The following is a 22533-nucleotide window of genomic DNA, read 5'->3' as shown; positions in this document are numbered from 1 at the left end:
GTCACGATCGGGCCCACGCCTGCGCAGTCACCGGGCTGGTGGTGGCTCGCGGCCGGCGCGACGTTGACCGTCCTCGCCATCGGTGCGGTGACCGTGACCCTGAAGCGGCGTAAGACCGGTTAACGGCGAACTCGTCCTGTTGCCGGGCAAGCACCGACCCGAGGTTCCGCAGGCGCATCAACCTGCGTCTTGACGGTGTCGATGACGTCGGCAACGGCCCGAGACATGATCGGTTCAGGTCGTGCGCCGCCGGCGTGGGCCTCGTTCCGCGCGTGCGAGTGCGATGCCGAGCCGACGGCGTCGGGAGGGGCGGACGCCCAGGTGCCGGGCCAGCTCCAGCGTGCAGGCGCGGTTGCGTTTCCCGACGGAGGTCAAGGGGCTGGAGGAGTCCGCGAAGGAGACGAGAAGGGCGGAGTGCTTCTCACTGCGGCCGGAAACCCACTCGATCGTGGGGGCGAAGGGCCCGTCCGGTTCCACATGGGTGACGGCTCGGCGCGGGATCGTGCGGGACCACCACAGGCCGCGGACGACGACCGTCTCCTGAGCGCCCTGTTCAGGTGAACAGGTAGCCGACGGCGACGGCGAGACTTCCGAAAAGGAGGGGGAAGAGCATGGTGCCGAAGACGAAGCCGGTGAAGCCGCCTATGGGTTCGACCGTTCGAGGGGCGCGTACGGGCGGGAAGGGGCGGCGCTCCAGGAGGAGGTAGCCGATCATGCCGAGGGGCGTGGACAGGAACATCCAGAACCAGGCCCAGCGGTTGGCGTAGCGGTGGTCGCGGGTGCGGAGCATGAGGATGGACAGGGCGATGGCGATGACGGCGGCGGGGACGGACCACCAGCCGGGGAGGTCGACCGCCCAGAAGGTGTCGTCCGGCCGGCGGCGCTCGTAGGGTTCGACGCGGACGTGTCCGGCGCTGTTGGCGGCGGCGAAGTCCTCCGGGAAGGTGTGGCCCTGCGGCCCTGCGTATTCCTCCGGGAAGGTGTGGCCCTGCGGCCCTGCGTATTCCTCCGGGAACGCTTCCGCGAGTTCCGGGGAGACGCCGTCGACGTTGCCGCTCTCGGAGTGCTCGTACCAGGAGAACGGTCCGGTGGACCAGCGCACCGTGAGGTGGTAGTCCTCGCCGTTCCGATCGAAGCGGTATTCGACGACATCTGCCCGGCCGGATCGGGTGTCGGCGTAGAGCTGCTCGAGCGACGCCCGCTTCTCCGTCCCGTACTCGTGGCCGGCCAGTCCGGCGAACAGCAGGAATGCGCAGATCAGGCCCCGCCAGAGCCATGCGAGGTCGATGATCCGGTTCTTCACGGCAAGGACGGCCACGGGTGCCTCCGGGGGAGAGGGAGGCTGCTGGCAGTCCCTGTGCGTTCGACGGGACAATTGTGACAGAACGGAAGAATCGCATGAGAGTGCGGCTCGCTCTCATCCCAGCACGGTGGCTCGCCGGATGCCGGGCGAACACCGGAGCCGGGCCGCGGCGGGGACGTCGCGGAGGCCGTACAGGCGAGACGGAGCATGCGGCCCGCCGACGTCGCCGTCGAGGGCGAGCCGATCGGCCGTGCCTGACGCGTGTCCCGGAGATGCGGGACGGTGGCCCCTTTTTCCCGGGAGCGCGCTCCGCCTAGCGTCCTGGTCATGTTCCTTGAGCGCCTGACACTTCCCGGCCGGCCTCCGTGGCTCCGGATGGTCTTCTTCACCACGCTGGTCGCGGCCAGCTGGTGCTTCGTCGGATTCGTGTTCGCGTGGGGAGGCGGGATCCTCATGCTGCTGATCGGGTTGCCGATGCTGGTGCTCCTGCTGTTCCCGCTGGGCATGGCACTCGTCCTCGATCGCGGAGGACCCGAGTTCGGCGTGATGGTCGCGGTCGGCCTCGCGCTCACGGTTACCGCGTTCACGGTGCCCGGCGACCTCTACCTCAAGCTCTTCGGTGAGTCCCGCGAGGCGGTCGTGGTGGAGAAGATCTGCTCCCGCTCCAAGGGCAGCTGCTCCTGGTCCTACGAGCTGGCGGGAACCGGAGACGAGATCGTCAGGGGCCTCCTACGCCACGGAGAGCTGGACGTGGGCGATGAGGTCAGGGTCATCGCCGATCCTTCGGGATTCATCCCTCCGCGCCGGGCCGGCGACGTGTCCTTCGACTTCCTCGACATGGTGGCGCTGGTGGCCTGGCTCGGCTGCGCCGTGGTGCTCTGCCAGGGTTTCCAGGCCATCTACAGACCCGAGGAGGAACCGCATCCTCCCGTGACGGCCCCTCGCGAGGAAACCGAAGAATGAGGGGTGCCCGCGGCACCGTCCACGGCGGTGGCATCGTCCACCGCCGGTCCCGGTCGCATCGGCGATATCGTGAAAGCCGCCCTCGTGCTCACCCGATTCGAGCACGGATATCCACCTCGGTGAGATCACTTCGTTACGGCGACGGCGTCGACCTCGACAAGCTGGCCCCGGTAGCCGAGCACCGTGACGCCGAGCAAGGTGCTCGGCGCGTCGTGGTCGCCGAACCGGGCGCGCACCACGTTCCAGGCTGTTACGAGGTCCGCCTGGTCGGTGCTCGCAACGTAGACGGTCGTCCGCACGACGTCTGTCAGCACAGCCCCTGCCGCCTGCAGTGCCACCTCGAGATTGTCCATGACCTGCCGGGCCTGCCCGGCGACGTCACCGAGCGCCACGACCCGGTCGTGCTCGTCGATCGGACACGCGCCGGCGGTGTGCACAAGCCGGGCACCGGCGGGAACTACCGAGGCGTAGGCATACGGGACGGCATCGGTCAGGCGGCCGGCACGGATCAATTCCACAGACATGAGGCCGACGATGCCACGTCCGCCGCCCGCTTCACCACCGAATTCACGCCGGCACCAGCGGATGCGCACGCTGCAGATCGACCGGCCCGTCTCTCCGTCGCCGGCCGCGCTCTACGCTGACGATCAGGCCGCCGACCCGATCGCGAAAGCCGCCCTGGTACTCACCCGCTTCGAGCACCGGTACCCGCCTTGTCGAGATCACCTCAGTGGGTACCGAGTCCTCGGGGAGCCTCGAACTCAGTGACCGGTGCGACCGTCGATTCGTTCGCGCAGCAGATCGGCATGGCCGTTGTGCCGGGCGTACTCCGTGATCATGGATGAGTAGACCCAGCGAAGGCTCATCTCGGCCTCGCGACGCGGATCGAAGTAGGTCTCGTCCAGTGAACGGCCGGAGAGCATCCGCCGGACGAGGTCGATCTCCCGGACGTAGGCGGCGTAGTCGTTCTCCGCGTCAGCGGCCTCGACGTCGAATTCGGCGTCGAGGTCGGTGTCGCTGCAGTACAGATAACCCGCTCGCTGCCCGGCGAACCGCGTACGGAACCAGTCCCGTTCCACCTCGGCCATATGACGGACCAGTCCGAGGAGCGACAGCTTCGACGGCGCGATGGCACGCGACTTCAACTGCTCGGCCGTCAACCCTCCGCATTTCCACAGAAGCGTCTGCCGATGAGTGTCCAGCCAGGCGTCGGCAAGGGTGCGCTCATCGCCCACCAGCGCCTCGAGGGGACCGATCGTGCGAGTGATCTCAGGGGCGGTCCAGGTCACCGCTCCATCATGCACAGCAAAGATGCAACGCGACAGAGGGACGTGGTCCCGAAGCGATCCGAAATGGAAACCCATGCCGACTCGGGCGATGGGCGGGCTATGAGCCAGGGTGAGTAGAAGTCGTGGAAGCGCATGCTCGGTCGACGGCGGTGCAAGGGTTTCAACGAGAGCTGGTCGAGGCCTGCCAGAGTCCGATGATGGTGTCGGTGAGATTGACGGCGAGGTCGTTTCAACGCGCTCTTGGGGCGCCTGTCAGCGGCTGCTCTGGGAACGTCAGGAACCCCGGTTGGAATCGCACCAGCTCGGTACCGGGCTGAGTCACATCAGGCAGGGCACTTCTCGACGGTCTCCAGCCCGGTGACGTCCTCCAGCCTAACGACGCGCCACGTTTTCCCCACGGCGACGACGATTTCCCTGTCTGCGGCCGATATGAGACGCCCGCAGTGCCGGATGTCTTTGACGTCCACCTGCACGAGCGTCCCGGATGGCTCCTGGGCCGGAGCCAGCCACGTCACGCCGACGGCAGCGACCACGGCCGCCACCCCGGCGAGAGTGAGGTTCAGGGCGAGCCGCAGGAACCGGCCGATCCGCCCGACCTCGGCACGCGTCCAGTCCCGCAGGTCCTCCGGCGTGCCGAGGATCTCGTCGTCGGCCGGCGTGCCGTGTGCGGCCGACAACGCGAGCAGCGCCGCCGCCACCAGCAGCACCAGCGCGAGAGCGAGGAGCACGACGGCGGCCCACCGCCACCCGCCCGCAACCCCGCTGAACCCGTCCCGCCCCTTGACGACGAGGACGACCCCGAGGAGTGTCGCCAGCCCGGCCAGGCCCGTCCGCCAGCTCTCCGCCTGTCGCCGCGCCACCTCCAGCTGCCCGAATCGAAGCTCGTGCAGTTTCCGCGCCCAGTGGTACATGTCGGCGCTCACGGCAGCGCGACCTGCCACTGCGCCCCGCACCCCTGGTCGAAGAACTCCGGCGGCCTCTCGAGATGAGTCCTCATGCAGTCGCAGATCATCGTCCGCGGCCCCGGCCGCGGCTCCCGCCGCCGCCTCGGCCCTTTCGTCCCCATCAACCCGTACGTCATCTCCTGACGGATGTGCGCACCGCATCCCGGGCACTCACCCGTCACGCTGTACCCGTGGCCGTCGCTCAAGGCGTCGACGACGAACGCCGTCATCAGCCCGTGGTCCCGGCGCTCGTACTCCACCGCCCGATGGTTCTCAACCGCCATTCGCGGCCTCCTCGACGCGATAGCCGAACAACCCCGCGTACTTCGACAGCCGTTCGACCACTTTCTCCTCCGGTTCCTCCAGATCCTCCGCCGCCTTCCGCACGTGCTCCCGTCCCACGACCCCGCTCACCACCGGCGCCTGCCCGTCCAGCCACTCCGTGACGGCCAGGAGGTCCTGCCAGTACACGATCTCGTCCGGACACGCGTCCCGCGGATACTCCAACGCCAATCCCAAGGGCGCGAACCGCGCGAATCTCTCATCCGCATACTTCACCGTCCACCCGAACCGACCCGCTGTCTTCAAGAGAAGGAACGGGTCGACCCGGGTGACGGGGATGGAATCGTAATAATTCACAACGGTCGTCAGCATGGTGATGTCGTATGCGTCGGGAACGTACGAGGTCAGTGTCTTCCGCTCGGCTTCGGTGGGTTCGGGAACGGGGGCGCCGAGGACGCGGAAGCGGGCCAGGTCGTCGAGGAACTCGCCGACCGGCAGTCGCGCGAGCTGAGAATTGCTCACGATATCCCAGGGGGTGAGTCGCCATGTAAGCCTCTCGCAATTGTTGAGTTGGGTGAGCCAGGGACCCAAGAGAGCGAGTGACTCGGCATCGCTGTCACAGCGTACGGTCGATGTCCGGGCGGCGACAGGAATATCCGTCAGGTCGGCGGTCTCGGGAAATAGTTCCTGGTAGTGTTTGACTGCATCGGCGAAATTCAGCCTCAAGGTCAGGCTGATATCGAATAGTTCTGCTGCGGAAACGGGGCGCTTGAGCGCGCAAATACGCAGTAGCCGCTGGTGATCATCTCTGTCTTTCATATAGCTGCGGCGCTCGGGCGTGCCGACCGAACTGATAAGTTGATCGACGAGGTTCCAGCTTCCAGGGCGATATTTGATGTGGCCCGCGTAGCCCTGAAAACGCGTCGAGAGAATGTTCTGCTCGGCCTCGGAGAATGGCTCATCCATGGTGTCGCTGAGTTCGGGCAGGGTGAGGAAGCCCAGATCCTGAAGTCTTTCCAACTCTTTGGCTACACTGTGCGCCGAGCGGCCAAGCTTGGCCGCGAATGCAATGAATTCGAACTCGATCAGCTTAGACCCGAAGTCGGGAATGTAGCGTAGCGCCTCGATTTCTGTCTGGGTCGGAGATTCTGGATAAACGTGTGTATCAGGGACTTCGAAGCCGAATCCCGACAGGCGTCGGAACATCGTCAGAACGGTGGAAAGGGGGAGGCCGAGATCAGTACTCGCTTCAGCGGCGATGCGTGGGCCGATGACGCGGCTCTCGCTTTCCCAGAACCGGTTGAGCAGACGCAGATCAGCGGCTGTGACGGTTTCCAGGGGAAGCATGGCCATGTCCAGTGGTATCGGCGGTGCCCCGGGGATCAGTTGCTCTATTCGCCGGATCGTCTCGGCGACCGGCACGTTCAATCGCCGTGAAGCGAGGGCGAGTCCTTGACCGTCCGGCCATCCCGACGGAGAAACGGACCATGCCGCCAAGGCGCTGTAGAGGAATCGCTCGTCCTCGTCGAAGGGCTGCTCCGGGAGGGGTACTCCGCGCAGGCACGAGACGTCCAGGCCGGTGATCGCGTATCGGCGCAGCCTCCGTAGCGCGGAAGGCGGCTCATCGGGTTGTTTCTCGAACAATTCGAGGAGCAGGGCAGCGTCCGGCCGAAAGTTCGGCTGACCCTCGAGCCGAGTACCAGCGGTGAAGACCTTGGTCAGAGCCGCTGAGTCCTCCGGCCCGGCTGCGGGAAACCCCGCCAGATTCTGCGGAACAGGTAGGCGCCGTTCGGCGCCGACGTTCGCTGCCTGCGCCCAGACGCCCTGCCGCCATGCCCGCAGCCACAGGCGATCCGCACTGCCCCATCCCCAGCTCTGGATACCGACGATGGTGTGATCGAACGGCAGGCAGCCGAGTTCGGTCAGCGGCGCGCGAGCGTCTCCCCGGTTTCCGCCGAGCGGTATCGGGTGCTGTTCGGCGACGAGGAACCGGTAGATGGACTGGGCTACATGGGGGGCTGAATCGGTGACCTTCCACAACCATGTCAAGGTCAGCTCGGGCCAGTCGAGCAGGAACGGGAGCGCGGCCTGAATCTGGGCTTCGACCCAGGACTTGTCCCAGTCCTGGAGGGAGTTGCGGTCGACCGTGAAACGGGGACGGTGTTCGCCGCGGAGGTTGATGACGAGGCCGTCGATCTCCTGGTCGGTGCGGATGCCGTCGGCGATGAGGCCTCCTTCGCCGGGGACCCACCAGAAGTCGGCTCCATGGCGGAGAGTCTCGGTGCCGGTTCCGCCCGGCGGGTGGAGGTCCTCGGGCAGCCAGGTCTCGGTGCCGGTGTCGTGGTGGTCGACCTGGACGTGGAATTCCGACAGCCACAGGAGGTGGCGGAGGGTGCGGAGGGCGGACACATCGGTCTCGCCGGTGAGATAGAGGCGGATGGTGGTTCCACCGCTGGGGACGCCGCCGGCCCTCGTGATCTGGAAGAGACTGCCGCTGCTGGCGATGCGGATGTGGGATGTGTCGACCCCGGGCTGGTCGTCGTCGCGGACGGCCCGCGTGGTGATCTCGATTTCGTCAGCGATCATGAAGTAGCTGAAGACGCCGATGCCGAACTGGCTGTTGGGAATGAGCCGTAGCGACGAGTCCAGCTCTTGCCAGAGAGCCTGTTCATACCGAAAGTCCTGGCGGTGGACGAACCGTTCGCCGGCGTTCGCAAAGGTGTTCTTGAGGGCGCCGGCGGTCATGCCGATGCCGTTGTCGGAGCATTCGATGTAGGCGCGGCCGTTCTCCTCGCCCTGCGTGAAAGAGATCGACCCTTTCCAGTCCGCGAGGGGCTTGCCGAGGGCGGTCAGGTACCGGCGGCGCATCTGCCGGTAGCGGCAGGCGTCCAGCGCGTTCTGGTAGAGCTCGCGGATGGCGAGTGACGGGTCGCCGTAGAGCTGGCGGCCCATGAGGAGTTCGCGGATCTTCTCGTCGGACAGGCGGAACGCCAGTAGCGGCAGCTCGTAGATCTTCTCGTCGTTGCGGTGCTCGGGGCGCAGCCTGCCATCTGTGAATCCGGCGGGCAGGGCCGAGAGAAGACCGGGGTCGCTGCCGGGAACGGCCGCGAAGGATGCACGGGCCTCTACCGCGAACGATTTCCGGGCGTCCTCGGTGGTCGCGACGACTGTTTCGAAGGCCCGGTGGACTGCGGGATGGTTGCAGACCGCGTCGAGTGCGAGGACATCGCCCTCTTTCGTCCAAGAAAGATGCTCGATGGCGCGGTGAAGGGTCGACAGCGGGAGTTCGTCGGTGATCCCGATATGGTCGGCGATGACCGTCGGCATCCGGCGGCCGTCCACGGCCATGTTCCCGGCGACGGCGAGCAGCGCGGCCAGAGACCGGGCCTGAGGCGTGAAACCGGGCCGGGCAATGCGTTCCAGGAGCCGGGGGTCGTCGGCGTTGGAGCCGACCGCGTGCATCAGCGCCTGCGCGACCGACGCGAGTTCCCCGCTGGTGAACGGCCGCTGGGCGCCCGCGGAGGAAAGCGCGGAGGACAGCCGCCGCCCGGCTTCGACGGCGTCGGGCCCCTCCCAGAGTCGGGGCCGCGCGATGAGCCACCGGTGGACGAGCCACAGCGCGAGGTCGTCGCGGGCCTTGGTGCGGCCGCGGTTGGCGAGCCCGTCGGCGCGGCGGCACACGCGCTCGAACATCGAATAGGTGAGTTCGAGGTCGTCCCGGTGCCCGCCGGCGAACCTCCGGGTGAAGTCCGTCGGTTCGATGACCGCGGCGTCGCGCAACCCCGCTGACATGATCGACTCGCGGAGGAAGGGCACGGCGATGGCCATGCCGAGTTCCTGCGGGGACAGGCGGGCGTCCGCCGGGAAGATCTGGGCGAGCGCGGCGAGGACCCGAATCGGGTACCGATGGCTGGACCAGCGGTCGTCCAAGCCCGTCCGCGCGCTCAGGAACGCCTTCGCGTCCTGCCAGTCCTCCGCCGCCTTCTCGATGACGTCGACCACGGCGGCCCGGACGGGCGCGACGGCGGCCGCGTCACAGCGGGCGCGGTTCCACAGCGGCGAGTTCTCGACGGCACGCCGCCACGCCGTCCTGACCTCGTCTCCTTCGCAGATCGCGACGGTGCTCTCGGTTCCGTCCGCCGCCCACCGGATCTGGGGACTCTGCGGGTCGGCGTCGGTGGTGACCAGGTGGCGGGAGAGACCCGCGACCGCGGTGTCGAAGACCTCGCGAAGGGTCCGGGCGGGGTCACGCCGGGCCAGGGCCTCGCTGAGATGCTGAGTGAAGTAACTGCCGGTGTCGTTGAAGCCGCTGGTCTCGCCGTCGGCACAGCTGGTGACGAGCGCGAACGCGCCGGTCGGGGGGAAGCGAAGGGCACCGCCGCCGAGGCCCGTTCCGCCGTCGCGGCAGGCATCGACGATCATGACGATGAGCGAGGCGCGGCATTTCTCCACGGCCCGGGGGACGAGGGGGATCAGGCTTCCCCGGTCGGGTCTCTGGTCGTCGTCGAGGTCGGGGTAGACGTCGCTCGGAACGAGGTAGCTTTCGCCGTCGACGGCGATGCCGTGGCCACTGAAATAGAGCAGGAGGACGCTTCCCTCGGGCGCCTCGCGGCACGCGTGGTTGATCGCGCGCTGGATCGCGCCGCGGGTCGGCTGCTCTCGCCGGTCGTGGTCAGGGGAACAGTACGCGATGTCGTAGCCGGATTCGGTGAGCGCGTCGTGCATCGCATCGAGGTCCGCGCGGACGGTCGCGCCGAGGGGCTTGAAGAGGTCGGTGGGCGTATCGGGAACGCCGATGAGAAGCGCGTAGTGTCCGCCCAAGTGACTCCGTCCTCACCGAGAGAGCGCCGGACGGGCATTCTATTCAACAAATTATGGGGAAAGGCGGAAATCGGTCTTCGGGCCATTTCTGGTCCAGGCCGGTTCCCTTTTTTGGGTGTGCGGTTATGGGCTGGCGAACCGGCATGTGCGAGGTGGTCGAGGGTGGTGCCGGCGCAGGTCGGAGAAAAGATGTGGATGTGTGCGGGCGGGTTCGAGCCGGCTACGGATCAGAAGGTCAGGGGTTCGAATCCCTTCGGGTGCGCTCGGTTCGAAGGCCCTGTTCGTCATTCGGACAAGGTCTTTTGGTGTCTGTACGGCCATCCGGTACGGGGGTGGCCGTCGCCGGGCCGGGTCATCTTGCCGACATGGTGTCGGTAAGATGGCGGGGTCGGCTGTCCCGCGTCCCGGAGGATCATCATGTACGTCGTTCACAACCGCATCGAAGTCACTCCGGAACAGGCCGCCTCTTTCGAGGAGGCCTTCAGCGCCAGCATGCGCGCGACGCTCGCCGGGGTGCCCGGTCTGCAGAGGAGCCTGCTGATGCGCCCGACCAGGCCCGGCGACCCGTACGTGTCGACCATGGAGTTCGACTCGGCCGAGGACTTCCGCGCCTGGATGAAGTCCGACTCCTTCAAGGCCGCTCACTCCGACGTCGAGGCGCCCGGCATGCAGGCCCCCTCGGCGATCGAACTGTTCGACGTCCTGGAGGACTTCTCGGCCTGAACCATGCCCGATTCCGGGTCGAGGTACGGCTCCCGCCGTCCTGGCGGGTTTGGGCGCTGCCGCCCACCAGGCGATGCCCTGGGTGAGGAGAAGCTTCCCGCCTGTGTCGACTTCATGGCGTTACTCGCTCCTGTGTACTGGGGCGGGTCGGGAAGCGCATGCGACGGCGTCACCGGCAGGGTGCGTGCTTGCGGGAGTGCGTTCGGGATGCCATCATTTCGTCCATGATCGAGAGAAAGGGCGCGACAGCCCTCACCCGATGACGGCGGCGCGGCTGGAAGCCGCCGCGATCCGCGAAGAATGGCTGGGCCACGCGTTGTCGACGTCGCCCGCCGACCGTTCGGCCGCTGAGGCCGGCATTTCCGAGCTCTACCGTCTGGTCGGCCGCAAGGCCCCGGCTTTCGCCTGGGTCCGGTCGCCTGCCGAGGCCGTCCCTCACATTCCGCCGATGCCGCGGTTGCGCGCGGACTTGTTCTCCGGAAGGGCTGCGGACTGGCCGTTGTCGTCGCTGCTCGCGGACAGGTACGCGCGTTTGCGAGACCGGCTCGACATGTGCGTGGACCGGCGGCGGATTCCCGCGGGGTGGCCTCCCTGGACGACGAAACTGCGGACTCTGCCGGAAGAGGAGCTCAGCCGGGAAGCGAGCGACTCGGTGCACCAGAGTGTCCTGGACGCGGTGCTCGGTCCCATCCGGCTGGCGCACAAGGTGGTGACCGGGGAATCACGGGGTCTGGCCTGGTACGGGCAGCACGATGCCCACTGGCTGGCGCACTACGAAATCTGGCGGCGCGTCGGCGGTGCCACGTATGCGCATGATGATGTTCGGGAGCTGGAGATCTGGGCCGTCCTGGCGCGTTCGTGCGGCTGGTGGTGGCCGGTCGAAGGACTCTGCACGGTCTCGGAGCGGCCGGTCGAGGTGAACACGGAACCGGCCGGGGAATCGGGCCAGATCCGGCTGCACGCGGCGGACGGTCCAGCGGTGCGGTTCGCAGACGCCTGGTCGGTGTACTCGTGGCACGGCACGCGGGTGCCGCGCTGGGTGATGACCGATCCGTCCGTGGAACGGATCGCCGCCGAGAGCAACGTCGAGGTCCGGCGCTGCGCGATCGAACGCCTCGGCTGGGACGTCTACATCGAGCAGGCGGGCCTCAAGCTCGTCGGCAGCGCGCTCGACCCCGGAAACCAGGGCTCCGAGCTGCGGCTCTACGACATACACAACGGTTTCAGCCGGGTGCTGCTGGCCGTCAACGGCTCCCTGGAACGGGACGGCCGCCGCCGCATGTACGGCCTGACCGTGCCCACCTCCATCGACGACCCGCTCGCCGCCGCCGGCTGGACCTACGGGCTGTCCGCCGCGCAGTACTCCCAGCTCGTCCGACGAACCTGAGGTGATCCCATGACAGTGACTCTCGCATCCCTCTCCCGCCAGACCGGCCTTTCCGTGCTCGACCACCTCGAGCAGGAGGTCACGATCCCCGTACTGGACGGAATCCAGGCCCAGGGCGACCTGCTCGTGATTCCGCTGCCCGTGGTGGCCGACGTGGTCTCGATCCGGGCCGACGTCCGGTGGACCGGTGTACCGGCCGGGGGAGTAGAACTCCTGCGAGGTGCCGCAGGAGGCAACCCGCACACGCTCGTGGCGGATCCGCTCACCTGCCGCTGGACGACCTCGATCAACGACCGGCTCGGCCTCGCGCTCGGACTGTTCGAGGCGTCCGAGCCGGTCTACCTTCTCCACCCGGAGCACGGCGCGACGGGGTTCGTGCCCGGCACCTACGTCGTCCGGCGGCAGCGGGAACAGGTGGCCGCCGCCCGCCGTCCCGGATCCGCCACCGCGGACGCCCGGAACCGGAACCGATTCATCGAGGACTGACCCGGCACCCGGGAAACGACCTCCCGGGACCTGACGTCGATGTAGATCAGGGCCACTTCCGACCACTCGGGAGTGGCCTTCTGATTTCCGTACGGTAGCGACTTCCTGCGGCAGGCCGAGGTTCACATACGGTGGATTCGGTACTCCGGTTCGGGCGGGGTGAGTTCCAGGCCGTTCTCGTCCAGCGCGTTGTAGACGGTGATGCGTCCGTCGTCGAAGACGAAGCTGAAGGCGACCATGCCCTGGGCCATGTCCCTGCCCGACCACTCGAGCAACTCGACGGCTACCAAGGCGCGGCCGTGCAGAGCAGCCATGCCCTCGCTCTCGTCCTTGCGCCACCGCAGGTGGAACCCCATTTCCGAACCGGACCAGATGACGGGCGCCAAGGGGTCGATCTCGTTCCACGTGATGGACACGTCGCTGAACTTGCTGTGGCTGATCTCGACCTGCGTCCCCTCGAAGGCGAACAGCACGGGGCAGTCGGCGAACCATGAGTCGTCTTCCAGGTCCCAGAGGACCCATACCGAGCTCAGCCGACGGCCGACCAGGGAACGCAACCGGTCGGCGTGCGTCTCGACGATCGCGCCGACCCCGCAAATCCGCGGAGGGCGGTAGCCGGTGATGTCGAATGCCATCGGGTCACCCTAGTGACCAGAGCGCCTTCAAAGGGGAGCCGCCCAGGCGGACCCCGGATGCTCGGTCGCCGGACTCGATGCGGAGCGCGTCGGCTCCCGTCCCTTGGGGAGGGGCCGGGCGGCCCGCCGGCAGGCCTCAGCGGCGTCCGTGCCGGTAGGCCTTGCCGGGGGTGGTGCGGCCGAGGAGCTCGGAGACGGTGACGAGGGTGTAGCCCTTGGCCTTCGCGGCGCGCAGGATGCGGGGGACGGCGTCGACGGTCGTGGGGCGGCTGTCGTGCATGAGGATGATCGCGCCGCGGTGCAGGCCGCCGACGGCGCGGCGGGCGACGGTCGAGGAGCTGCGGTCGCGCCAGTCGAGGGTGTCCACGTCCCAGAGGATCTGGGCGAGGCCGAGGCGGCGGGCCTGGGCGGCGACCCGCTGGTCGGTCGCGCCGTACGGCGGGCGGAAGAGGGCGGGGCGCGTGCCGGTCAGCTTGGTGATGGTCCGGCGGGTGCCGCTGAGCTCCTGGCGGATCCGGCCGGCCGGCAGTCCGGTCAGCCGCTGGTGGTGCTCGGTGTGGTCGCCGACCTCGTGGCCGTCGGCGTGGGCGCGGGCGACCAGGCCGGGATGGGCGCGGGCCTGGGTGCCGACGACGAAGAACGTCGCCCGGGCGCCGTTCCGCTTGAGCAGTCTCAGCAGGCGGGCGGTGCCGGGGACGGGCCCGTCGTCGAAGGTCAGGGCCACGCATTTCGCTTTGGCACAGTTCACCCGGGCATGCTGCCGGTCGGCGGCCACCGCCTCGGCCGGGGCGCAGAGCGAGAGCCACGTCGCGACCCCCAGGACGGCCGCTCCCACGGGTCTCATCCACATCGCGCGACTCCTCGAACGTGCTGATATGAGAAAGCCTAGATAAGAAACGATCAATAACCAACATGCCTGGTATATCGGTTTCCTTTTTTCTGATTTTCCGATTTTTCCGAGATTCCCGCCGGGACCGTGCTCCGGCCTGCCCTGAAGCTCCCGGGCCGGTGGGGAAGACGGGGAGGATAAGGTCGGCGCATGCCAGCGCCCCGGACCCGAACTCCCCGCCCTCCGCGTGATCCCGTCGCCCCGAAGTTCCCGGCGGAGCTCGCTTCCGCGCGTCCGGCGGACGGTCTCGCGGACGACGGGGTGTTCCTGTCCCTGGAGTTCGGGCAGGACGACCTGTCGGGGCAGGTCGCGGAGGCCGTGGAGTTCGAGCGCTGCAGGTTCGACGGGACCAGGCTGTCGGGCCTGTCGTTGCGTCGTGGCCAGTTCTCCGACGTGGAGTTCAAGAACGCCGACCTGGCGGGCTCGCGGCTGGCGGACTCGGCGCTCGTCAACGCGGCGGTGCTGCAGTGCAGGCTGACGGGCTCGGTGTGGACGGACTCGGGATTCCGCGAGGTGCTGTTCGACGGCTGCCGGTCGGATCTGGCGTCGTTCCGGTTCTCGCGTTTCAGGAACGTGGTGTTCCGGGGCTGCAACCTGGTGGAGGCGAACTTCCAGGGCGCCGACCTGACGGGCGCCCGCTTCGAGGACTGCAGGCTGGAAGGCGCTCAGTTCAGCGGCGCGAAGATGGCCGGCACCCGGTTCTCCCGCTGCGACCTGTGGGGTGTCTCGGGCGTGGAGAGCCTGCGCGGTTCGGTCGTGAGCAGCGCCGACGCGCAGAGTCTGCTGCACACCCTGGCGTCGGCGCTGGGAATCAAGGTCGAGGACTGAGCCCGGCCGCAGGCCCGCCGGGAAGCCCTGACGGCTCTGCCGAAAGGGGGCCGCTCCAGAGTGTCCGGAGCGGCCCCCGACCGGTTTCCCGTACGGCCGTCAGGAGGCGAAGGCCTGCTCCAGCCGCGGAATCAGGTCACGGAGGTCCTCCTCCCAGCAGCCCGCGGTGTGGCCGCCATCGCACAGGGTGCCCCAGCCCGAACCGTCGCCGTAGTTGACGTAGTAGTAGGGCATGTTCAGGGCGTCCAGGCGGGCCTTGACGTTCTTGGCCGCGCCGGCGACCCAGAACTCCAGGTTGAGGGGCGAGCCTCCGCCGTCGCCGGTGTAGATGGAGATCCCCATGCCGGCGAGCCGCTCCATGTGCTGGGACGGGTCGACCTCGTTCCAGCGCCGGTCCCTGTTGAAGACCGGGTAGGGCGAGCCGAACAGCGCGTCGCTGTCCACACCCGGCGCGAAGGGGGACTGGTCGGGGTCGCAGGAGCCGGACGACGAGGCGCACATCGCGCCCGTCGCGTCGGTGACGGAGGCCACGACGGCCAGCCGCAGGTCCATGGACTTGACCGACAGGTCGATGTCTCCCGACAGGGACGCGGTCTGGCCGAACAGGTCGGGGCGGACCTGGGCGTAGTGCAGGGCCCCGAACCCGCCCATGGAGACGCCGGCGACGGCCCGGCTCTTCTTGGCGGCGATGGTCCGCAGGTTCGCGTCGATGAACGGGATCACCTGCTCGAGGTGGAAGTTCTCCCAGTTCTGGGCACCGAGAGCGGTGTTCTGGTCGAGCCAGTTGGCGTACCAGCCCTTGGCTCCGCCGTCCGGGATGACGGTGATCATCTCGTCCGACATGGACAGCGCCGGGTAGTTCTGGTGGATCGGGTCGTCGGGTGCGCCGTGCAGGAAGTAGAGCACCGGATACCGCCGGTCCGGCTGGTCGTGGTAGCCACTGGGCAGGATGATCTTGATGTGCTGCTCGCCCTTGACCTCCGGGGTGGTCACGGTGAGATAGAAGTTCGTGGCGCTTCCCGTCGCGGTGCCGACCTGGGTCAGGCCGAAGCCGTTCGGCAGCGATGGCGGCGCGGTGTCATCGGCCTGCGCCGTGCTCGCCGTCGTGGCCATCGCCACCGCGGCGACCGCCCCGGCCGCCAGCGTGCGCCACCGGTTCCCTCTGATTTTCACAGCGTTCTTCCTCGTGGGTGTCTTGTCGTTCGGCGCGAATGGACACGCCGCTCTCAGTCCAGGACCTTGGTCTCCAGGACCGGCGAGGCCGCGATCTGCTCCTCGGTGTAGCGCTCGGTCACCCACTGGCCCGCCGAGAACAGCTTGGTCTGATCGGCGTAGTGCGGTGAGCTGGAGTCCGTCGACTGCGAGTAGGCCAGTACCGAGTACGACTCCGGCGGGCCGTCCGCGGTGAACCGCGTCTGCTGGATGAAGCTGGAGCCGAAGACGACGTCGAGCTTGCCGTCGACCTGCCCACCGTTGATCACGTTCAGCACGCCCAGTTCCCCGAGTGAGCCGTGGATCGGGATCCGCTCACCGTTGCGGGTGACCGTCTGGACGTCCGACAGCGGCGCGTTCAGCGGTATGCCCGCCTTGCGCATCGCGATGACCGCGCGGCCGAAGGCGTCGCGGACGGCGGAGCTGCCGGAGTCCAGCGAATTGGGCGTGTGCACGGGGTCGTTCTTGTCGAAGGGAACCCGCCACGGCGCTTTCTCGACGCCCTGTCCGCCGAGCAGGCCGGCCCAGTAGTTCGCGAACAGCACGGAGCCCCGGCTGGTCAGCGAGTAGTCGTGGTCCTTCCAGGCGGCCAGGATCGGGCACGCCTCGCTCACGTCGACCAGGGTGCCGTCCACCAGGATGCGCCCGAAGGGCTGGCTCTGGCACATCGTCACGGTGGCGTCGAGGGCCAGGTCGGCGGCCCTGCTGTTGCCGGAGAACAGGAGCCGGCCCATGGTCTCCGGGGTGAAGCCCTTGCCCGGAAGGCCGTCCGTTCCGCTGATGCGCTTCTGCGCGGTCAGGATCAGCTCCTGGGTGCGCAGCGACCGGGGCGCCGCCGTGTCGCCCATCACCCGCGGGTAGGACAGCGGTTGCGCGGGGTTGGCCAGCCAGGGGCTGTCGTTGGCGTTGCCCGCGAAGTCGGATCGGATCAGCCGGGGCTGCGCGGCCGGGTCCAGCAGCCCCGGAGCGGCCGCGTTCGGGTCGTTCGGCCAGTCGCACGTACTGCGCTTGCCGTCGAGGATGGAGATCGGCGGCACGATCGGCAGCCGCACCTCCTTGTTGAACAGCAGTTTGCCCGTCTCAGTGAGGCACGACGCCGCGTGCGCGTCGGTGATGTTCGGGACGGCCTGGATGTCCGCGTAGAGCGCCCTGCCCTGGCGGTCGGTGGCGATGGTGTTGAAGAAGGGGACGCCCTGGGTGGTCTCCAGGGTGTCCACCACGTCGGTGATGTTCGTGGCCTGGTTGAGGCCGAACCAGGTGTTCAACGCCCGCAGGTTGCCCATGTTCGGATCGCGCACCGCGTGCGCGCTGACCACCCAGGGCAGCGGGTAGCCCTGGATCGAGTTGGTGACCGGGCCGTAACGGGTGGACCACAGCGTTCTGGAGACCTTGCCGAGGGAGCCGTCGGCGTTCAGCACGTCGACCGTGACCTGCTGCGAGGTCATCTTCTGCCAGGCGCCGTCGACCAGGTAGGAGGTCGGGTTCAACGGATCCACCTGCACGTCGAACAGCCCGAACGGGGCGACGGTGGCCACCGTGTGGCTCCAGGCGACGTTGTCGTTGTGCCCGATGTTCACCGCGGGGAGCCCGAGCAGGCTGGCCCCGGAGACATTGAGCTCGCCCGGAATCGTCAGATGGCTCTGCCACATGCGGTTCTTGCCCTGCCACGGGAAGTGCGGGTTGGCCAGCAGCATGCCGGTGCCGCCGGACACGCCCTGCGAGCCGACCGCCAGCGCGTTGCTGCCCATGCCCTGCCGGCGGCTCGCCGCGATCGCGTCGCCGATCTTCTTCGCGGTCTTCTTCGGGTCCGCGCCGCTCGCGGTCGAGGAGGTCGACGACGCTCCCGGGGGCTTGGCGTTCACCTGACCGTCCAGCAGTGGGTCGGCGGCGCCCATGATGATCTCGGCGTGCGCGTGCCGGTAGACGTCCAGCTCCGTGATCGGCCGCACCCAGGCCGCCCCGCGGCAGGCCGGGTCGGAGAGGTTGGCCACGCCCGTCTCGGCCAGGTACCTGTTGTACCCCTGCACGAAGCCGCGAATGGTCTCCTTGGCCTCCGGCACGGGGCCGTCGGGAGCGGGCTTGTCGAGCTGCTTCTCCACCACGCGGTCGTCGTTGATCCGCTGGAAGTACAGGTCGCTGTTGAGATTGGTGGTGCTGTTCTGGCTCTGGCCGGGACTCGCCTTCCCGGTGGGCCCCAGATAGCGGGATCTCTGGGCGTTCACCATCAGATAGGTGTCCGCCAAGGCGCAGATGTTGTCCTTGGCCGCGGCGTACCCGTAGCCCTCTCCCAGGCCTTCCCGGTCCTTGGCGATGATGTGCGGGATGCCGTACTCGGTGTAGCGGATCGTCGGCTTGTCCGGCCCCTCATCGGCGGCCGCCGACCCGATCGCCGCCGTCATGCCCATCACCACGGCCGCGGTGACGACGACCGCCATCGGCGGCCTCGCTCTGTGTCTCCTCCGCACCTTCGAGCCATCCTCTCTGCGGTACAGGCCTGCTCCGAATGCGGCCGCGCAGAACGGCGGCCGACGACGTCGCGCTACCGCCGCAGTCCCCGGGTCGCTGGGTTCAGGGAACCGCAGGGATACGCGGATGTCACTCCGGAGCGTTCCGGATGTCCTGCCCGCGGCCTTCGCCCCTACGTTGTCGACGGCGTTCCACCGGACACTTCGTCAGCTCCCGACCCAGGAGGTCATGTTGAGCGCACAGAACCCCACCCGCAGGAACATCCTGAAGACCGCCGGCGGGCTCTCCGCCGCGATGGCCTTGGGCGCCGGAGGCGTTCTGGCCAGTGCCACCCCCGCCGCCGCGGTCGGCGACGGATTCGGCCTGCGGATCGTGGACCGCAACGAGGCCGACCCCCGGATGCGCTACTACCGGTTCCAGACCAGTGCGATCGGCTGGAACCCCGGCGTCAACGTGCTCCTGCCGGACGACTACCACTGGAGCGGTCGCACCTACCCGGTCCTGTACCTCTTCCACGGCGGCGGCACCGACCAGGACTTCATCACCTTCGACCGCGCGGGCATCCGCCAATGGACCGCCGGCAAGCGCATCATCGTGGTCATGCCCGACGGCGGCCACATGGGCTGGTACTCCAACCCCGTCAGCTCGAACGTCGGTCCGCGCAACTGGGAGACCTTCCACATCGGCCAGCTGCTGCCCTGGGTCGAGGCGAACTTCCGCACCTACGCCGAGTACGACGGCCGGGCCGTGTCCGGGTTCTCGATGGGCGGCTTCGGCGCGCTGAAGTACGCCGCCAAGTACTACGGCCACTTCGCCTCGGTCAGCTCCCACTCCGGCCCCGCCAGCCTGCGCCGCGACAACGGCGCGGTCGTCCACTGGGCCAACCTCACCTCCGCCCTGGACCTGGGCGGCGGCACGGTCTACGGCGCGCCCTTCTGGGACGAGGCCCGGGTGAACGCCGACAATCCGGTGCAGCGCATCGAGAGCTACCGCAACAAGCGGGTGTTCCTCGTCGCGGGCACCAATCCCGACCCGATCAACTGGTTCGACACGCTCAACGAGACCCACGTGCTCGCCGGGCAGCGCGAGTTCCGCGGCCTTCTCAGCAACGCGGGCATCCCGCACCAAGGGCTCGAGGTGGGCGGTGGCCACGTCATCCGCCCCCAGCTGATGCAGGACGACATCAACGGCATCATCGCCCGCCTCCGCAAGGCATGACCGGCGCACCGGGTGCCGCGCACCCGCCCCCACCACCCCGAGACGACCAAGGAGAGGAGCGTCTCGTGCCGATCGGACCTTTCCGGAGCACCCTGACCCGCGTCCTCGCAGCGGCGGCGGTCCTTCTGCCCGCGCTGGTGGCCACGTCCCCGGCCACCGCCTACTTCCCGGCCGCCTGCCCGGCCGACGGACCCATAAGCCAGCACTTTCACAGCGGGCACAACGGCGTCGACATCGCCGCCAATTATGGAACCCCGATCTACGCCGTCGGCGACGGCGAGGTGACCATCTCAGGGACCGAACCCGGATACGGCCAGTGGATCCGTATCCGGCACCCTGACGGGACGATGTCCGAGTACGGGCACATGTCCCGGCGGGACGTCCTTGCCGGCGACCACGTGGCGGCCGGCCAGCAGATCGCCCTGGTGGGATCCGAGGGGCAGTCGTCCGGCCCCCATCTCCACCTGCGGATCTGGGGTGACTCGTCCGCCTCGTACGGCGTCGACCCCGTGCCCTTCCTCGCCGAGCGCGGCGTGATCCTGCCCTGCATCCCGGGCACCACTCCGCAGCCCGCTCCGCTGGTGTATCCGGCGGAGTCGGGACGGGTGGTGTCGGCGCGGTCGGCCGACGGCCGTCTCGAGGTGTTCGCCGCCGGTGCCGACGGAGTGCACCACGCCTGGCAGTCCGAAGTGAACGGCGCCTGGTCGGCGTGGGAGTCGCTGGGCGGTCCGGCCGGCGCGGAGCTGGCGATCGGTCCGAACAAGGACGGACGTCTGGAGCTGTTCGCGATCAACGGCAATGTCTTCCAGCACCGCTACCAGCTCTCGACCTCGGGTAATTGGTCGGGCTGGGAGAACTTCGGCGGCGGCGGCAAGGACATCGCCGTCGGCGCGAACAAGGACGGGCGTCTTGAGGTCTTCGCCTCGGGCCCGGTCGGGGTCTTCCACAAGTACCAGGTCGCTCCGAACAGCGGCTGGTCGGAGTGGGAGTCGACGGGCGGTGGTCCGGCGAACAGCAGGCTGGAGATGGAGAAGGCTCCCGATGGCCGTCTCGAAGTCTTCGCACTCAACGGCGATGTCTTCCAGCACTTGTTCCAGACGGCGGTGAACGGCGGCTGGTCGCAGTGGGAGGCCTTCGGCGGCGGCGGCCATGACCTGACCGTCGACCACAACCGGGACGGGCGTCTGGAGGTCTTCGCCTCCGGCCCCGTCGGTGTGTTCCACAAGTACCAGACGAACCCGACGAGCTGGTCGGACTGGGAGCCGACGGGTGGCCCGGCGAACTCGCAGCTGACCAGCGAAAGCTCCGCTGACGGCAGGGTCGAGGTGTTCGCGATCAACGGCAGCGTCGCCCAGCACCTGTGGCAGACGGGGGTGAACGCGCCGTACGGCCAGTGGGCGTCCTTCGGCACCGGCGGCACCGAGATCACCGCCGCGACGAACGCCGACGGCCGTATCGAGGTGTTCGGCACCAGCAGTGCCGGTGTCTACCACAAGTGGCAGACGGGCTTCTCTTCCTGGTCCGACTGGGCCTGGCTCAGCAACACCGCCGGCCCCCCGATCAATTGAGGAGACATCAGGTGAAAACCGTGCGGCGGCCTCGAAGGACGCCCCACCGCGTCGTGCTGTCGGCGCTGGTCTCGTTGCTGCTCGCAGCGGGCGCCGTCGTCAGCGCCTCTCCGGCCTACGCCGCCGGGAGCGACCTGTGCGCCGAGACCGGCCACAACGCGGGCTTCCGCGGCGACGGCCTCGTGACCGCCATCGCCGTCGCGCTCGCGGAGTCCAGCTGCAACCCCTCGGCGACCAACACCTACAACAACACGCCCCCCTCGCGGGACCGCGGCCTGTGGCAGATCAACGACTACTGGCACCCCGAGGTCAGCGACGCCTGCGCCTACGACGCCCAGTGCAACGCCAACGCCGCCTTCGAGATCTCCTCCGGCGGCACGAACTGGCAGCCCTGGTCCACCTACAACGCGGGCCTGCACCGGCAGCACATGGGCGAGGCACGGGCCGCGGTGGACCGGCTCGGCCACCACGAGCCCGGCCCCGGACCGCTGGTGTATCCGGCGGAGTCGGGACGGGTGGTGTCGGCGCGGGGGGCGGACGGCCGTCTCGAGGTGTTCGCCGCCGGTTCCGACGGAGTGCACCACGCCTGGCAGACGAGCGTCAACGGCGGCTGGTCGGCGTGGGAGTCGCTGGGCGGTCCGGCCGGCGCGGAGCTGGCGATCGGTCCGAACAAGGACGGGCGTCTGGAGCTGTTCGCGATCAACGGCAATGTCTTCCAGCACCGCTACCAGCTCTCCCCTTCGGCCGGTTGGTCGGGTTGGGAGAACTTCGGCGGCGGCGGCAAGGACATCGCCGTCGGCGCGAACGGCGACGGCCGCTTGGAGGTCTTCGCCTCGGGTCCGGTCGGGGTCTTCCACAAGTACCAGGTCGCTCCGAACAGCGGTTGGTCGGAGTGGGAGTCGGCGGGCGGTGGTCCAGTGAACAGCAGGCTGGAGATGGAGAAGGCTCCCGATGGCCGTCTCGAAGTGTTCGCACTCAACGGCGATGTCTTCCAACATCTGTTCCAGACGGCGGTCAGCGGCGGCTGGTCGGCGTGGGAGGACTTCGGCGGCGGCGGACATGACCTGACCGTCGACCACAACCGGGACGGGCGCCTGGAGGTCTTCGCCTCCGGTCCTGTCGGTGTGTTCCACAAGTACCAGACCAGCCCGACGAACTGGTCGGACTGGGAGCCCACGGGCGGCCCGGCCGACTCACAGCTCAGCAGTGAGCGTTCGCCCGACGGCAGGGTCGAGGTGTTCGCGATCAACGGCAGCGTGGCGCAGCACCTGTGGCAGACGGGGGTGAACGCGCCGTACGGCCAGTGGGCGTCCTTCGGCACCGGCGGCACCGAGATCACCGCCGCGACGAACGCCGACGGCCGTATCGAGGTGCTGGGCACCAGCAGTGCCGGTGTCTACCACAAGTGGCAGACGGGCTTCTCTTCCTGGTCCGACTGGGCCTGGCTCGGCAACACCGCCGGCCCCCCGATCAACTGACCCGTCGATCCGTCATCATCCGCGGCCGGCCGGCCCCGTAC

18 protein-coding genes are annotated in these 22533 nt (G+C 68.4%); 8 read left to right on the top strand and 10 right to left on the bottom strand.

The window, feature by feature from the left end:
- Positions 1 to 553: 553 nt before the first annotated feature.
- Positions 554 to 1318, bottom strand: a complete 765-nt coding sequence (locus ABD327_RS17410; RefSeq protein WP_344451455.1) for a hypothetical protein — start codon at positions 1316 to 1318, stop codon at positions 554 to 556.
- A 312-nt stretch (positions 1319 to 1630) separates the two neighbouring features.
- On the opposite strand from ABD327_RS17410, the gene ABD327_RS17405 reads away from it, so the two are divergent.
- Positions 1631 to 2266: a hypothetical protein gene (locus tag ABD327_RS17405; RefSeq protein WP_344451454.1), complete on the top strand. Its 636-nt coding sequence runs from the start codon at positions 1631 to 1633 to the stop codon at positions 2264 to 2266.
- Between the two features lie 125 nt (positions 2267 to 2391).
- On the opposite strand, the gene ABD327_RS17400 is transcribed toward ABD327_RS17405, so the two are convergent.
- The 5 genes from ABD327_RS17400 to ABD327_RS17380 form a co-directional block, all read right to left on the bottom strand.
- Positions 2392 to 2790: a RidA family protein gene (locus ABD327_RS17400; RefSeq protein ID WP_344451592.1), complete on the bottom strand. Its 399-nt coding sequence runs from the start codon at positions 2788 to 2790 to the stop codon at positions 2392 to 2394.
- A 237-nt stretch (positions 2791 to 3027) separates the two neighbouring features.
- On the bottom strand, positions 3028 to 3555 hold the full coding sequence (locus tag ABD327_RS17395; protein ID WP_344451453.1) for a DinB family protein: 528 nt from the start codon (positions 3553 to 3555) through the stop codon (positions 3028 to 3030).
- 323 nt (positions 3556 to 3878) lie between these two features.
- Positions 3879 to 4478: a hypothetical protein gene (locus tag ABD327_RS17390; RefSeq protein WP_344451452.1), complete on the bottom strand. Its 600-nt coding sequence runs from the start codon at positions 4476 to 4478 to the stop codon at positions 3879 to 3881.
- Entirely contained in the window at positions 4475 to 4783 is a 309-nt protein-coding gene (locus ABD327_RS17385; RefSeq protein ID WP_344451451.1) for a hypothetical protein, read from the bottom strand. The genes ABD327_RS17390 and ABD327_RS17385 overlap by 4 nt, the downstream gene beginning before the upstream one ends.
- Complete coding sequence (locus ABD327_RS17380; RefSeq protein ID WP_344451450.1) at positions 4773 to 9602, bottom strand: HD domain-containing protein; 4830 nt, start codon at positions 9600 to 9602, stop codon at positions 4773 to 4775. Before ABD327_RS17380 ends, ABD327_RS17385 begins: the two co-directional genes overlap by 11 nt.
- Positions 9603 to 10019: 417 nt before the next feature.
- Between ABD327_RS17380 and ABD327_RS17375 the strand changes: the two genes are divergently transcribed.
- The 3 genes from ABD327_RS17375 to ABD327_RS17365 all read left to right on the top strand — a co-directional run bounded on the left by ABD327_RS17375 (position 10020) and on the right by ABD327_RS17365 (position 12198).
- A complete protein-coding gene (locus tag ABD327_RS17375; protein WP_344451449.1) occupies positions 10020 to 10325 on the top strand; it encodes an antibiotic biosynthesis monooxygenase family protein in 306 nt (101 codons plus the stop codon).
- Positions 10326 to 10584: 259 nt separating this feature from the next.
- Positions 10585 to 11712 carry a DUF6745 domain-containing protein gene (locus ABD327_RS17370; RefSeq protein WP_344451448.1) on the top strand — a complete coding sequence of 376 codons (1128 nt, stop codon included), beginning with the start codon at positions 10585 to 10587 and terminating at the stop codon, positions 11710 to 11712.
- Positions 11713 to 11721: 9 nt separating this feature from the next.
- Complete coding sequence (locus tag ABD327_RS17365; protein ID WP_344451447.1) at positions 11722 to 12198, top strand: hypothetical protein; 477 nt, start codon at positions 11722 to 11724, stop codon at positions 12196 to 12198.
- A gap of 122 nt (positions 12199 to 12320) precedes the next feature.
- Here the strand turns inward: ABD327_RS17365 and ABD327_RS17360 are convergent, their stop codons facing one another.
- The gene (locus ABD327_RS17360) at positions 12321 to 12833 is read right to left on the bottom strand and encodes a hypothetical protein (protein ID WP_344451446.1); all 513 of its coding nucleotides are present in this window, start codon (positions 12831 to 12833) and stop codon (positions 12321 to 12323) included.
- A gap of 136 nt (positions 12834 to 12969) precedes the next feature.
- A complete protein-coding gene (locus ABD327_RS17355; protein WP_344451445.1) occupies positions 12970 to 13677 on the bottom strand; it encodes a polysaccharide deacetylase family protein in 708 nt (235 codons plus the stop codon).
- Positions 13678 to 13872: 195 nt separating this feature from the next.
- Here ABD327_RS17355 and ABD327_RS17350 point away from each other — a divergent pair, with 195 nt between their 5' ends.
- On the top strand, positions 13873 to 14550 hold the full coding sequence (locus tag ABD327_RS17350; RefSeq protein WP_344451444.1) for a pentapeptide repeat-containing protein: 678 nt from the start codon (positions 13873 to 13875) through the stop codon (positions 14548 to 14550).
- A gap of 99 nt (positions 14551 to 14649) precedes the next feature.
- Here the strand turns inward: ABD327_RS17350 and ABD327_RS17345 are convergent, their stop codons facing one another.
- Positions 14650 to 15723, bottom strand: coding sequence for an alpha/beta hydrolase (locus ABD327_RS17345; RefSeq protein WP_344451443.1), 1074 nt, complete (start codon positions 15721 to 15723; stop codon positions 14650 to 14652).
- Between the two features lie 53 nt (positions 15724 to 15776).
- The gene (locus ABD327_RS17340; protein WP_344451442.1) at positions 15777 to 18197 is read right to left on the bottom strand and encodes a penicillin acylase family protein; all 2421 of its coding nucleotides are present in this window, start codon (positions 18195 to 18197) and stop codon (positions 15777 to 15779) included.
- Positions 18198 to 18456: 259 nt separating this feature from the next.
- Here ABD327_RS17340 and ABD327_RS17335 point away from each other — a divergent pair, with 259 nt between their 5' ends.
- The 3 genes from ABD327_RS17335 (at position 18457) to ABD327_RS17325 (ending at position 22492) form a co-directional block, all read left to right on the top strand.
- Positions 18457 to 19446 (top strand): alpha/beta hydrolase, encoded by a 990-nt coding sequence (locus ABD327_RS17335; protein ID WP_344451441.1) that lies wholly within the window; start codon positions 18457 to 18459, stop codon positions 19444 to 19446.
- 65 nt (positions 19447 to 19511) lie between these two features.
- On the top strand, positions 19512 to 21014 hold the full coding sequence (locus ABD327_RS17330; protein WP_344451440.1) for a DUF8189 domain-containing protein: 1503 nt from the start codon (positions 19512 to 19514) through the stop codon (positions 21012 to 21014).
- Between the two features lie 20 nt (positions 21015 to 21034).
- Entirely contained in the window at positions 21035 to 22492 is a 1458-nt protein-coding gene (locus tag ABD327_RS17325; RefSeq protein ID WP_344451439.1) for a DUF8189 domain-containing protein, read from the top strand.
- Positions 22493 to 22533 lie beyond the last annotated feature (41 nt).

The organism is Actinocorallia aurantiaca, from assembly GCF_039533685.1.
Taxonomy (GTDB): Bacteria; Actinomycetota; Actinomycetes; order Streptosporangiales; family Streptosporangiaceae; genus Actinocorallia; species Actinocorallia aurantiaca.
Note: the sequence above shows the minus strand (reverse complement) of the source record. Positions and strands in the feature narration are given on the sequence as shown.